The organism is Streptomyces sp. 15-116A (genome assembly GCF_025290915.1).
Lineage (GTDB): Bacteria > Actinomycetota > Actinomycetes > Streptomycetales > Streptomycetaceae > Streptomyces.
On record NZ_JAOCQE010000034.1, the window covers coordinates 1 to 14,043 of the forward strand.

At 71.0% G+C, this 14,043-nt stretch carries 10 protein-coding genes; 9 read left to right on the forward strand and 1 reads right to left on the reverse strand.

From position 1 onward, the window contains the following. The 9 genes from N4P33_RS09220 to N4P33_RS09260 form a co-directional block, all read left to right on the forward strand. Window positions 1-377: hypothetical protein (locus tag N4P33_RS09220; protein ID WP_260825827.1), on the forward strand; the 377-nt coding region annotated here is incomplete at its 5' end. Window positions 378-660: 283 nt separating this feature from the next. Further along, a complete protein-coding gene (rplU, locus tag N4P33_RS09225; protein WP_006132815.1) occupies window positions 661-981 on the forward strand; it encodes a 50S ribosomal protein L21 in 321 nt (106 codons plus the stop codon). Between the two features lie 14 nt (window positions 982-995). Then, the gene (rpmA, locus tag N4P33_RS09230; protein WP_030961848.1) at window positions 996-1,250 is read left to right on the forward strand and encodes a 50S ribosomal protein L27; all 255 of its coding nucleotides are present in this window, start codon (window positions 996-998) and stop codon (window positions 1,248-1,250) included. 114 nt (window positions 1,251-1,364) lie between these two features. Continuing rightward, window positions 1,365-2,801 (forward strand): GTPase ObgE, encoded by a 1,437-nt coding sequence (gene obgE, locus N4P33_RS09235; RefSeq protein ID WP_260825828.1) that lies wholly within the window; start codon window positions 1,365-1,367, stop codon window positions 2,799-2,801. Between the two features lie 95 nt (window positions 2,802-2,896). Then, window positions 2,897-4,414 carry an FG-GAP-like repeat-containing protein gene (locus N4P33_RS09240; RefSeq protein ID WP_260825829.1) on the forward strand — a complete coding sequence of 506 codons (1,518 nt, stop codon included), beginning with the start codon at window positions 2,897-2,899 and terminating at the stop codon, window positions 4,412-4,414. A gap of 281 nt (window positions 4,415-4,695) precedes the next feature. Beyond that, window positions 4,696-6,249: an alkaline phosphatase gene (locus N4P33_RS09245; protein WP_260825830.1), complete on the forward strand. Its 1,554-nt coding sequence runs from the start codon at window positions 4,696-4,698 to the stop codon at window positions 6,247-6,249. Between the two features lie 343 nt (window positions 6,250-6,592). Further along, on the forward strand, window positions 6,593-8,089 hold the full coding sequence (locus tag N4P33_RS09250; protein WP_260825831.1) for a bifunctional cytidylyltransferase/SDR family oxidoreductase: 1,497 nt from the start codon (window positions 6,593-6,595) through the stop codon (window positions 8,087-8,089). A gap of 184 nt (window positions 8,090-8,273) precedes the next feature. Beyond that, window positions 8,274-10,349: a CDP-glycerol glycerophosphotransferase family protein gene (locus N4P33_RS09255; protein WP_260825853.1), complete on the forward strand. Its 2,076-nt coding sequence runs from the start codon at window positions 8,274-8,276 to the stop codon at window positions 10,347-10,349. Window positions 10,350-10,528: 179 nt separating this feature from the next. Next, entirely contained in the window at window positions 10,529-11,755 is a 1,227-nt protein-coding gene (locus tag N4P33_RS09260; protein ID WP_260825832.1) for a glycosyltransferase family 2 protein, read from the forward strand. Here the strand turns inward: N4P33_RS09260 and N4P33_RS09265 are convergent. Then, the gene (locus N4P33_RS09265) at window positions 11,724-13,733 is read right to left on the reverse strand and encodes a hypothetical protein (protein WP_260825854.1); all 2,010 of its coding nucleotides are present in this window, start codon (window positions 13,731-13,733) and stop codon (window positions 11,724-11,726) included. The genes N4P33_RS09260 and N4P33_RS09265 overlap by 32 nt on opposite strands. Between the last annotated feature and the right edge of the window lie 310 nt (window positions 13,734-14,043).

A 14,043-nucleotide genomic window follows, 5' to 3' on the forward strand; every position in this document is an offset into this window, starting at 1 on the left:
GCCCGCGGCGCCGCGCGGTCCGCAAGCCGACCACCCCCACCGCGTCCGAGGAGGCGGCCGTCGTGGTCGTCCCGTCGGCCCCGGCGGAGGAGACGGCCCCGGCCGAGGAGCCCGCCGAGGCACCCGTCGAGGAAGCCGCCGCCGAGGACGAGACGGCTGCCCCGGCCAAGAAGACCGCCCGCAAGGCGGCCAAGAAGGCCACGGCGAAGAAGGCCGCCACGAAGAAGACGGCCGCCAAGAAGACCGCCGCCAAGAAGACGACGGCCAAGAAGGCGGCCAAGACCACCAAGACGGCGGCGAAGAAGACGACGTCGAAGAAGACCGCGGCCGCGACCCAGCAGCCGTCGTCCTCGGTCACGGCCACCACGGAGGACTGATCGCAGCGCGCCCCTGGGCGTAGCGGGAAGAGAAGCGCGAGGCACCGGACGTCCCGGTGCCTCGCGCTTCTCGCTGTGCTGGGTGGCCGGGGGCCCGGTTTGACCCCTAGACCCCGGCCCCGTAACCTTGAGCGTCGGCGTGTCCATCGGGACCGCCACATCCCCGTAAACCTCTTCCTTCCGGACATGGGCCCGTACGGGCCCGCCGGGAGAGGTCGTCCGCGTGTGTCGCAGGGCGGCTGGCCTGCGGGGGTGCCGTTCTTCGAGCGAAAGAGAGATCCGCGTGTACGCCATCGTGCGCAGCGGTGGTCGCCAGCACAAGGTTGCTGTCGGCGACATCGTTGAGGTTGACAAGATTTCCACCGCCAAGGTTGGCGACACGGTCGAGCTCTCGACCCTGCTCGTTGTCGACGGCGACTCCGTGACCAGCGACCCGTGGGTGCTGGCCGGGATCAAGGTCCAGGCCGAGGTCGTGGACCACCACAAGGGCCAGAAGATCGACATTCTGCGCTACAAGAACAAGACCGGCTACCGCCGTCGTCAGGGCCACCGCCAGCAGTACACGGCGATCAAGGTCACTGAGATCCCCGCGGCTGCGAAGTAAGGGACTGAGGAGAGATGGCACACAAGAAGGGCGCATCGTCCACCCGTAACGGTCGTGACTCCAACGCTCAGCGCCTCGGCGTGAAGCGCTTCGGCGGTCAGGTCGTGAACGCGGGCGAGATCCTGGTCCGTCAGCGCGGCACCCACTTCCACCCCGGCGCCGGCGTCGGCCGTGGCGGCGACGACACGCTGTTCGCGCTGAACGCCGGTGCGGTGCAGTTCGGCACCCACCGTGGCCGCAAGGTCGTGAACATCGTTCCGGTCGCCTGAGTCGGCTGATCGGAAGCATTCGCGAGGCGGACCTCACTTCCCTGACGGGAAGGCGGGTCCGCCTTTCGCGTGTTAACCAAGAGACATACGCGTACGTAACTGGAGGCACATCCCATGACCACCTTCGTGGACCGCGTCGAGCTGCACGTCGCCGCGGGTAACGGAGGTCACGGCTGTGCCTCCGTCCACCGTGAGAAGTTCAAGCCGCTCGGCGGGCCCGACGGCGGCAACGGCGGGCGCGGCGGCGACGTGATCCTCACCGTCGACCAGTCCGTGACCACGCTGCTGGAGTACCACCACTCCCCGCACCGCAAGGCCACCAACGGCAAGCCCGGTGAGGGCGGCAACCGCAGCGGCAAGGACGGGCAGGATCTGATCCTCGCCGTGCCGGACGGGACCGTCGTTCTCGACAAGGCCGGCAACGTGCTCGCCGACCTCGTCGGGCACGGGACGTCGTACGTCGCCGCCCAGGGCGGTCGCGGCGGGCTCGGCAACGCCGCCCTCGCCTCCGCGCGGCGCAAGGCTCCCGGCTTCGCGCTGCTCGGTGAGCCGGGGGACCTGCGGGACATCGTCCTCGAGCTGAAGACCGTCGCCGACGTGGCGCTGGTCGGGTACCCGAGCGCCGGGAAGTCGTCGCTCATCTCCGTGCTCTCCGCCGCCAAGCCGAAGATCGCGGACTACCCCTTCACCACCCTCGTGCCGAACCTGGGCGTGGTCACCGCCGGGTCGACCGTCTACACCATCGCCGACGTGCCCGGTCTGATCCCGGGCGCCAGCCAGGGGCGCGGGCTGGGCCTTGAGTTCCTGCGGCACGTGGAGCGGTGCAGCGTGCTCGTGCACGTCCTGGACACCGCCACCCTCGAGTCCGACCGCGACCCCGTCTCCGACCTCGACGTCATCGAGGAGGAGCTGCGGCAGTACGGCGGCCTCGACAACCGTCCCCGGATCGTCGTCCTCAACAAGATCGACGTCCCGGACGGCAAGGACCTCGCCGAGATGGTGCGGCCGGACCTTCAGGCGCGCGGCTACCGCGTCTTCGAGGTGTCCGCCGTCGCACACACCGGGCTGAAGGAGCTGTCGTTCGCGCTCGCCGAGCTCGTCGCCGAGGCGCGCGCCGCCAAGCCGAAGGAGGAGGCGACCCGTATCGTCATCCGGCCCAAGGCCGTGGACGACGCCGGCTTCACCGTCACCCGCGAGGCCGACGGTCTCTTCCGCGTGCGCGGCGAGAAGCCCGAACGCTGGGTCCGCCAGACCGACTTCAACAACGACGAGGCCGTCGGCTATCTCGCGGACCGGCTGGGCCGCCTCGGTGTCGAGGAGCAGTTGATGAAGGCCGGCGCCCGCTCCGGCGACGGCGTCGCCATCGGGCCCGAGGAGAACGCGGTCGTCTTCGACTGGGAGCCGTCCGTCACGGCCGGCGCGGAGATGCTCGGCCGGCGCGGCGAGGACCACCGCTTCGAGGCACCCCGCCCGGCCGCCCAGCGCCGCCGCGACCGGCAGGCCGAACGGGACGAGGCGGAGCGGGAGTACGACGACTTCGAGCCGTTCTAGGCACTAAGTCCCGGTGAACCGCGGGGCAACCAACGGGTGTTCCGGCGTGTCGTAGTGATCGTCAACTGATCGGTTCTACGACAGGACTTCCCCCCATGGCAGCCCGTTCCCCGCGCCTTGCGCCCCTCGCCCGTCCTGTGCGCCTTGCCCTGGCCACCGGCGTCGCGCTCGTGGCCGGTGCGCTCGTGGTGCCCGCCGTGCAGGCCGCCCCCGCTCAGGGCGCGGATGTCGGCAGCGCTCGGCCGCACGCCGACTTCAACGGCGACGGTTACGCCGACCTCGCGGTGGCCGCGCCCGGCGCCACCGTCGGCGGCAGCAAGGGCGCCGGGTACGTCGCCGTGCTGTACGGCTCGGCGCACGGCCTGGACACCGGGACCAGGCAGGTGCTCAGCCAGAACACCGCCGGTGTGCCCGGCGGCGCGGAGAAGGACGACGCGTTCGGAAGCGCGCTGGCCACGGCCGACCTGGACCGGGACGGGTACGCCGATCTCGTCGTCGGTGTCAGCGGTGAGGACACCGCGGACGGGGGAGCCGAGGTCGGGCTGGTGGAGGTGGTGTGGGGCGGGCCCGGGGGCCTGTCCGGCGGTGCCGCGCTCGCCTCCGGCCGGAACCTCCTCGACCAGCTCGGCATCGAGGGGCGGCTGACCACCGGGGACGTCGACGGCGACGGTGACATGGACGTGGTGACCGTGGAGCGGCTGCACGATCCGCGGGTCCTCAAGGGGCCGTTCGGCCGGGACGGCGCGGCGGCGCAGGGCGAGCAGGTGGTCAGGGACGAGTTCGACACGCGCGTCCTCGACCTCGCCACCGGTGATGTGAACGGCGACGGCGTCACCGACCTCGTCGCCGCCCAGATCGACAACGAGGAGTTCGACGCCCGCCGTGTCGCGTACTGGCGGGGCAGCCGCGCCGGACTCACCCCGTACCGCGACGTGGAAGGCTCCGACGGCTACCGCCTCAAGGCCGGGGAGAACCTCGACGTCGGGGACGTGAACGCCGACGGCATCGACGACATCGTGTCGGGCCGCGCCGTGGACGGCTACGACAGCGACCTGGACACGCCGCTGCCCACGGGTGGCCGGGTCACCTGGATCCCCGGCACCCCGGACGGGCCGGACGGGACGCGGGCCGTGCACCTCAACCAGGACAGCCCGGGCGTGCCCGGCAGCGCGGAGCGCGGCGACGGCTTCGGCACCGATGTGCGGATAGCCGATGTCGACGGCGACGGGTTCCCGGACGTCGCCACCGGGCTGCCCGGCGAGGATCTCGGCGCGGTGAAGGACGCGGGCGCGGTCGTCGTCCTGCGCGGCACCGCGAGCGGGCTCACCGGGGCCGGCGCCCGGGCCGTGACGCAGAACACCGCGAACGTGCCGGGCACCGCGGAGACGACCGACGCCTTCGGCCGGGCCGTCCGCCTCGGCGACACCGACGGCGACGGTCTCGCCGACCTCGCCGCGGGCGCGCCCGGCGAGAACACCGGTGCGGGCTCGGTCTGGTACTTCCGCTCGTCCCCGGCGACGGTCGTGACCCCGAACGGCACGACCACCTTCGGCGCGGGCACCCTCGGCACGGACCCGTCGAACGCCCGCCTCGGCGCGGTGCTGGCCGACTGACCTCAGCAGCGGCCGGCGTGGGCCTCACGGACCCGGCGTGGGCCTGACGGATCACCCGCATCACGCCGGCCGCCTCGCCACCCCCTACACCCGGTTGACCCTCCGTCAGCCCCCGCTCACCTCCACGACCCGTCATCGTCACGGCCCGTTCCCGTGGCGTGGCGGGTTTTCCGTTGTCTGCCTTCTTGTCATGGACGCGAACCGTGGAGTTCAGCGCGCGGACCGTCCGGAAGGCGAGCTTCCCACTGTCCAAGAGGCCGGTGAGACAGGGGAGTTCGCCGATGACCGAGGCAGTTTCGCCCGACCGCCGACGCGTACTGACCGCCGGCGCCGCCGTGCTCGGCGCCGCCGCCTCCGCCCAGCTGTGGCTGCCGGCCACCGCACGCGCCGCGGTGCACAAACCGTTGCCGGACGGTGTGTTCAGCCTCGGCGTGGCCTCCGGCGACCCGCTGCCGGACGGCGTGGTGCTGTGGACCCGTCTCGCCCCCGACCCGCTGAACGGCGGCGGCATGCCGAACCTCCCGGTGCCGGTCGAGTGGCAGGTCGCCCAGGACTCCCGGTTCAGAAAGGTGGTGCGCCGGGGCACCGCCCAGGCCCGGCCCCAGTACGGGCACAGCGTCCACGTCGACGTACGCGGCCTGCGCCCCGACACCACGTACTGGTTCCGCTTCCGCGCCGGCGGGCAGCTCTCGCGCACCGGCCGTACCCGTACCGCGCCCGCCGCGGGCAGCTCCGGCGGCAGCCTGCGGGTGGCGCTCGCCTCCTGTCAGAACTGGCAGCACGGCTACTTCACCCCGTACGCGGACATGCTGGAGCAGGACCCCGACATCGTGGTGTTCGTCGGCGACTACATCTACGAGTCGGTGCCGTCGGCGACCGGCGTGCGGCGGCACGAGGGCACGGGGGAGCCGTACAGCCTGACTCAGTACCGCAACCGGTACGCCCAGTACCGCTCGGACCCGGACCTCGCGGAGATGCACGCGAACGCCCCCTTCGTGGTCAGCTTCGACGACCACGAGGTGGACAACGACTTCGCCGGCGAGATCCCGCAGGACCCCGCCAAGCAGCCGCACGACGCCTTCGTGGCCCGGCTCACCGCCGCCTACCAGGCGTTCTACGAGCACATGCCGGTCCGGGCCAGCGCCGTGCCGAACGGCCCGCACATCCGGATGTACCGTCGGCTGGAGTTCGGCCGTCTCGCCCGGCTGAACGTGCTGGACACCCGGCAGTACCGCAGCGACCAGGCCACCAGCCAGGAAGGCGCCCAGGACCCGTCGCTGACGATGCTCGGCGCCGCGCAGAAGCGCTGGCTGGTCGACGGGCTGCGTCACTCGCCCGCCCGCTGGAACCTGATCGCCTCGCAGATCATGATGGCCGAGACGGACCTCCAGGTCGGCCCCGGAAAGCTCTGGTTCTACGACGCCTGGGACGGCTACCAGGCGGAACGCAACGCCCTGCTCCAGGAGTTCCGCCGGGTCAGCAACCCGGTCGTGCTCACCGGCGACCGCCATCTGACGATGATCAGCGACCTGAAGGCGGACTTCACCGACCCGAAGTCCGCGGTCGTGGGCGCCGAGTTCGTCGGCACGTCCATCTCCAGCAACGGCGACCAGGACCAGGAGGCGTTCCGCAAGGAATGGGACCCGCGCCGCGCGGACAACCCGCACTGGAAGCTGCTCGACGCGCACCGCGGCTACCACCTGTTCGACATCCGCCGGAGCGGCATCGACGCGCGCGTACGGGTCGTGGACACCGTGGTGAAGCCGGAGGCGACATCGCGCACGCTGGCCGCGCTGCGCGTCGAGGCGGGCCGGCCGGGGGTCCATCTGGTCTGACACCGGGGAGACAGGGGCGACACCCGAAGCTGCGGAATTCCCGTGAGGATTCCGCAGCTTTTCGGTCTCCGCACCGGGCCGTGCCGCCGCACAGGTGAACACACCGGTGAAGACGCACCGGTGGCACCGGGCTTCACCGGCGTCACGCAGTGCAATGACTAAACTCCTGTGGAGTTACTCACAGCAATTCAGGGGCCGTCCCGGGAACCGTCGCCAATCACCAGGAGTCCAAGGTGAATGACAGGTTGCGCGCACATATGCGGCGGAGGACGCTCACCTTGCACTGCGGTAACCATGAGTGGGACCATTTCGAAGTCCCCTGTCGCCCCAAGGTAGGTCACCTGTGTCCCAGCGCATAGCCAAGCCCCGTACCACCGCAGTGATCCTGGCCGGCGGTACCGGCCAGCGGGTGGGTCTGTCGATCCCCAAGCAGCTGCTGAAGATCGCCGGCAAGGCAGTCATCGAGCACACCCTGACCACCTTCGAGAACGCCGACTCGATCGACGAGATCATCGTGCTGATGGCGCCGGGCTACGTGCCCGACGTCGAGAAGATCGTCGCCAAGGCCGGGTTCACCAAGGTCGCGAAGGTCATCGAGGGCGGCTCGACGCGCAACGAGACCACCGAGCGGGCCATCGCCGCGCTCGGCGAGGGCCTGGCCGAGGGCGAGGACCTCAACGTCCTCTTCCACGACGCCGTACGCCCCCTGCTGTCGCAGCGCGTCATCGACGACTGCGTGGCGGCGCTGGAGCGTTACCAGGCGGTCGACGTGGCCATCCCCTCGGCGGACACCATCATCGTCACGCGTACGCACGGCGAGGACGGCGAGTTCATCACCGAGATCCCGGACCGCTCCCGGCTGCGCCGCGGCCAGACGCCGCAGGCCTTCAAGCTGTCCACCATCAAGAAGGCCTACGAGGTCGCCGCGGGCGACCCCAACTTCCAGGCCACGGACGACTGCTCGGTCGTGCTCAAGTACCTGCCCGACGTGCCGATCCACGTCGTCGCGGGTGACGAGTACAACATGAAGGTCACCCAGCCGGTCGACGTCTTCATCGCCGACAAGCTCTTCCAGCTCGCCTCCACCGCCGCGCCCGAGCAGAACGGCGAGGAGGCGTACCGCGAGTTGCTCACCGGCAAGACGGTCGTCGTCTTCGGCGGCTCCTACGGCATCGGCAAGGACATCGCCGAACTCGCCGAGTCCTACGGCGCCACCGTGTACGCGCTGGGCCGCTCCACCACCGGCACCCACGTGGAGAACCCGGAGGAGGTCGACGACGCGCTGTCCAAGGCGTACGCGGAGACCGGCCGGATCGACTACGTGGTCAACACCGCGGGTGTGCTGCGCATCGGCAAGCTCGCGGAGACCGACAACGCCACCATCGAGGAGGCGCTGAAGGTCAACTACCTGGCCCCGGTGCAGATCGCCCGGTCCGCGTACAAGTACCTGGCGGAGACCAAGGGCCAGCTGCTGCTGTACACCTCCAGCAGCTACACCCGCGGGCGCGCCGAGTACAGCCTCTACTCCTCGACCAAGGCCGCCATGGTGAATCTCACCCAGGCCCTGTCCGACGAGTGGGCCGGCGACGGGGTCCGCGTGAACTGCATCAACCCGGAGCGCACCGCGACTCCCATGCGCACCAAGGCGTTCGGCCAGGAGCCCGCGGGCAGCCTGTTGTCCTCCGAGGCGGTGGCCCGTACCTCGCTGGACGTGCTGCTGTCGGAGCTGACCGGTCACGTCATCGACGTGCGCCAGCAGGACCCGACGGCGGGCGCGGCCAAGGCCTCCGGCTTCGAGGCGGCGCTGGCCTCGGTGCTGGACCGTCAGGACGGCGTGTAATAATTGATCGCAATTAGACTCCGGTAATTCAGGCCTTCGCGGCCTCCCGTTAACGCAGTTGGTTCAACGGGGTTCGCGGGGGCCTGAATCCGTACCTCCCGAAATTCCTACAGGCACAAAACCGGCACTCCCCCCTCCAAGAGCAGGTTTCTCCGTGATAACCAAGGCTATTCGCGTCGCCCGGGTGGGCAGCGCGGCAGAACTGGCCGCGGCGGTCCTCGTGATGCTGGGCTTCCCCTGCCTCATGCTGGCCGCGCTCGTCCCGAGCGTGCCCGCCTTCGCGGCAGCAGCCGCCGTGACGTACCTGGCGGACCACTATCTGCACCGCAAGGGCAGCTACCTGATCAACCGCCTCAGCAAGGTGCGCGCCGGTCTGTCGATCCGCTTCCTGATCCGGCAGCTGCTGCTGATCCTGCTGCTGGCGCGTCTCTCCCTCGCGGACAACCTGATCTACTACGGGGCGATCGCCTGCTTCATCGCCTTCTACGGCCTTCAGGCCCCGCACGGCGCGCTCACCACGCTGATCCGCAACCGCCGCAGGATGCCGGTCGCCACCCGCAACGTCGACCTGGCCTCGCGCATCCGGATCCCCGACGCCCCGCCGCGTGCGCTGCTGCACCGGGCGGCCGAGAAGATGCTGCACCTCGACCTCGCCGCGGTCGCCGGGATACTGGTCGCCGCTGCCGTCGAGTCGTCCCTGCCCGGCTTCATCGGCATCGGGATCACGATAATTCTGGGCACGGGCTACGTCCTGGCGCTGCTGCCGTACGTGCGCGGCCGGAAGATCCCGCCGAACGCCGAGAAGGTGCTGGACGCCGTCGACGACTGGCTGCGCGCGTACCGGCCGGAGACCGTGCTGTACTTCTCCGGCTCCAAGGACTCCGCCTACCAGGTCAACATGTGGCTGGAGACCATGGAGCAGCTGGACACCCGTCCGCTGATCATCCTGCGCGAGCGGGCCATCCTGCAGAACCTGGCGCCCACCACGGTCCCCGTCATCTGCGTGCCCGGAGGGGTGCACCTGATGAACATGGACCTGTCCACGGTGCGCGTCGCGCTCTACGCGGCGAACGTCGGCAAGAACATCCACCTGCTGCGCGTGCCCACCATGAAGCACGTCTTCATCGGCCACGGCGACAGCGACAAGCTCGCCAGCGTCAACCCGTACAGCAAGGTCTACGACGAGGTGTGGACGGCCGGCCGCGCGGGCCGCGACCGCTACGCCATCGCCGACGTCGGTGTCCGCGACGAGGACATCGTCGAGGTCGGCCGCCCGCAGCTGGCCCCCATCCAGACCTGGCAGGGCGTCCCCGGCGACCGCATGCCGACCATCCTGTACGCCCCCACCTGGGAGGGCTGGGACGACAACCCGGGCAACACCTCGATCCTGCTGGCCGGCGAGAACATCGTGAAGAAGCTCGTCGCCGCCGACCCGGCGGTGCGCGTGCTGTACAAGCCGCACCCCTTCACCGGCACCCGCAGCCCGCAGGCCAAGGCCGCCCACCAGCGGATCACCGCGCTGATCGAGAAGGCCGCCGCCGCGCGGGCCGCCGACCCGCGCTTCACCGCCGACGCCGCCGCCCAGGCGCAGGCGAAGGCGGAGCTGGCCCGGATCGAGGCGCGGCTGGCCGAGCTGGCCGGCGGCAGCGACAAGGGCGACGAGGCCGAGGCCAGCCGTGACGGGCTGGTCGACGTGGCCCGGCACGAGGAGATCGCCCGGCTGCGCGCCGAGTGGAACGCCGCGTACTGGCGCTCCTTCCCCGACTGGGAGCACCGCGTGATCACCGGTGCCGAGCCGCGGCTGTACGACTGCTTCAACGTCTCCGACGCGATGGTCTCCGACATCTCCAGCGTCGTCTCCGACTTCATCGCCAGCGGCAAGCCGTACGCGGTGACGGACTCCGCGGAGCTGGGCGCGGAGGAGTTCAAGCGGCAGAACACGGCGGTGCGTGCCGCGGTGATCCTGTCCAACAGCGCGGCCGAACTCGGCGGCCTGCTGGACGCGGTCCGCTCCCCGGACACCGACCCGCTGGCCGAGGACCGGCGCGAGCTCAAGCGCTATCTGCTCGGCCCGGACGAGCCGACGTCCATCGAGCAGTTCAACAGCGCCGTGAAGCAGCTCGCGCTGAAGGCCGAGGCGCGCAACCTCGGCCAGACCACCCGGGTCTCGGTCGGCGGCCCGGACGTCGAGCTGGCGGACGCGGTGCCGGGCCAGCGGGCGACGGCGGCCGGCGACGAGGGCGGCATAAACGCGGGCTGATCCAGCGCACGTCCCAACAGGGCTCGGCCCCCGAGGAGTTGATCCTCGGGGGCCGAGCCCTGTGCTGTGACGTCAACCACCAAAAAGGGGTTCGGGGCAACCGCCTTGATCGAATACCTGTCTCTCCACAAGAGCGAATGAGGCGATACGGGGGATATATGCCATGACGAGGGGGACTTGTGACCGTGACGCAGCCTGATGTCACTGTGATCATCGGGGCGTACGAAGCGATGCCGTATCTGGTCGAGTGCCTGGACTCCGTGGCCGCACAGACCATCGACCCGGAGCGCATCGAGGTCATCGCCGTCAACGACGGTTCGTCGGACGGCACGGGGGAGTATCTGGAGCGGTTCGCGCAGCGGGCGCCGATGCCGGTGACCGTGATCCGGCAGGAGAACTCGGGCGGCCCCAGCGGGCCGCGCAACGTCGGTCTGGCGAAGGCGGCCGGGCGGTACGTGTTCTTCCTGGACGCCGACGACCGGCTGGGCCCCGAGGCGCTCGAGCGCATGGTCGCCATGGCCGACCGGGCCGGCACCGACGTCGTGCTCGGCCGGGTGGAGGGGGTCAACCGCAACGCGCCGAAGTCGATGTGGGGCAAGACGCTGGAGCGTACCGACGTGTACTCCTCCCACATCAAGTTCACGCTCAGCGCGCAGAAGCTGTTCCGCCGTGAGCTGCTCCAGAGGCACGGCATGCGCTTCGACGAGTCGCTGTTCACCGGAGAGGACGCGCTGTTCACCATGGAGGCGTATCTGCGGGCGAACGGCGTGTCCGTGATCGCCGACTACACCTGCTACTACCTGGTGGGCCGCGACGACGGCAAGCATGTGACCAAGAGCGGCGGCTACACCCTGCGCTTCGACTCCGCCCGCGCGCTGATGAACCTCATCGCCGGCCTGGTGCCCGAGGGCCCCCGGCGCGACCAGCTCATGGTGCGGCCCTTCACGGTCACGCTGCTGCCGCAGTTCGGCCCCCGCCTCCTCAAGGACGGCGACGACGTACGGCGGCACAAGCTCGAGCTGGCCGCGCCGCTGATGGACGCCCACTGGAACCAGGGCGTGGCGCGGCTGCTGAAGGTCGAGGAGCGGCTGCGGCTGCATCTGGTGGCCGAGCAGCGGCTCGAACCGCTCCTCGACGTCGTGGAGTTCGTCCGGGCGAAGAAGCAGGCGGCGGCCCTGCTGGAGCGCCGGGGCCGCCGCGTGTACCTCGCCTACCCGCACTTCAGGGACCGCGCGGCGGGCATCCCCGACTCCGTGTACCTGGCCTCGCCCCGCGAGGCGCGTGCCTTCCCCGGCTACCGGGAGGGCGGCGCCGAGTCGGTGCTGCGCCGCGCCGCCCGCAAGGTGCGCCGGATGCTGACCTCCTCCGGGAAGGTCACCCCTGGGGGGACGGCTGCGGCGACGTGAGCGCGGCGGCCGTCTCCTCCCGGCGCGGGGAGGGCACCGCGGCCAGCCGGCGGTCCATCCGGGTCCGGTGCTCCTCCGCGGCCTTGCGCAGCGCCTCCACGGCCGCGCCGAAGCGTTCCTGGGACGAGGGTTCGGCGGGACCCAGCAGCCGCCGCTTCAGCTCCGCGCGCGCCTCGGCCAGCTCGTCCTTCTCCGGGTGCCGCACCGACTCCAGCAGGGCCGGTACCCCGGCCGCGTCCGGGGTGAGCACGGTCGCCGCCGCCACCGTGGGGAACGTCGCCCGGAACGCCTCCTCGGACAGCCCGCTGGTGTTGGCCACCGCGTACGGCTTCTCGCTCGCCAGGAAGTCGCTGACCACGCTGGACACATCGCTGATCAGCAGGTCGGCCACGTTGAAGCAGGCGTACAGCGCGGGACGGGCGTCGGTGACGATCTGGTGCTCCCACTCGGGCAGGGAGGCCCAGTACGCCTCCTCCCAGGCGGCCGTCGTCCGCGCCACCGCCTCCGCCCGGCCGGGCTCCGGCGCGGACTGCACCAGCATCCGCTCCACCTGGTCCGCGCCCGGCCGGAACACGGCCGTGGTGAGCCGGTCCAGCTCGGCGGTGAGCCGGTCCAGGTCCGCCGAGGGGGCCGGACGGGGCCCGGACCGCTCCTTGTTCGCCGCCCGGATCAGCTCCCGGATGCGCAGATCGGCGGCGCCCGCGCGGGGATCCACCGAGCCGGTCAGCGGATGCGGCTTGTACAGCAGCCGCACTCCGGGGTCGGCGAGCAGGGCCCGCACCAGGTTCTCGCCGGCCGCGATCACCGACGTGTTGCCCGGGTTGCCGTCCCAGCCCTCCCAGGTGGGCGCGTACAGCACGGTGGTGTACGCACCCGCCGGCGGGCCGGCGTAGGGGCGTACGGCGTCCAGCTGCGGGCGGCCGATCTCCACCACGTCCTTGTCCTCGACGCCCACCTCGGCCAGCGCGTACCGCTCCCGCGCGGCCGGGCCGGCCACCCACACCTCGTCGTAGGCCTTCGCGTACGGGTTGCAGGAGGACAGCTTGTCGCTCTCGCCGTGGTTGACGAAGGTGTGCTTGATCGTGGGGATGCGCAGCACCTGCGAGGTCTTGCCGGAGTTCGACGGGTGGATGAGCACCCGGAGCGTGGAGTGCTCCAGCCGCATCAGCGTGGCCACCTTCGGCAGGCACACGATCGGGACGTCGGTCGCCGCGATCTTCGGCACCATGAACCGCTCACGCAGGATGATCACCGGCCGCCCGCCGAGCTTCGCCAGCGGCTCCAGCCACATGTTGGCCTGGTAGGCGGAGGAGACGCCGCCGGAGAAGTACAGCCCGACCGTCGGCCGGTACTCGGCCAGCCAGCGGTCGAACCACTCCAGCACCTCCTGCTCGCCCGCCGGGCGCCGGCCGGGCAGCAGCCGCAGGGCCAGCAACGTCAGGCCCGTGAGCGACAGCAGCAGGGACAGCGCGATACCGGCCGCGGCCCAGGCGGGCTCGTCCGTGACGGAGGTCACCGCGAGACCCGCCGTGGCGGGCAGGCCGAACGCCAGCAGACGGTGGCCGGGACGGCGCAGGAGAAGGGCCGGGGCGGGGGACAGCCGCAGCGCCGAGGCGTCGATGTTCCGGGTCACCACGGGCAGCGTGCGGGTGCGGCGGACCAGGATCGACACCGCCTGGACGGCGCTGTGCAGCGCGTACACGGCGAGCAGACCGCCGACCAGCGGAGCGACGCGGGTCTCCCAGTCCTGCTCGCCCAGCCGCAGCAGGCCGACGACCAGCAGCAGGTCGCGCGCCACATGGCGGACGGTGACATCCGCCTGTGTCTTGGCGAACAGCGCGAGCACGCCGGGCTGCCAGCGGTGCAGCGCACCCTCGACGGCCAGGGACACGGCTGTCGCGGCGAGCAGCGTCGGCACGTGCGGCAGGAGGGCCGCGACGGCCTGGGCCACGAAGGTGCCGGCGAGGACGGCGGCCACCAGGACTCTGCCGAGGACGGGGCGGCCGGGCAGGCGGAGCGAGGAGCGGAGACGGGGCCCCCTGGCCGTGAACCACCGGCGGGGTTGGGGTACGGGCACTGCGGCTCTCCAGTTTTTCGTTCAGGCGGGTCGGGCGCCCGGGTTAACGCGAGGAGACCTCCGGACGACACGCGCGTGCATGTGCGATGTCGAGGCGATCGCACATGCTAGGTCCGGCCGGGCCCGCCTGCCTAGTGCTTCCGGATCCGTACCCTCCGCCCCACTGCCCGACTGGTGCCCTTCGTTCCGTTCCGTCCCTCATCGTCTTCCG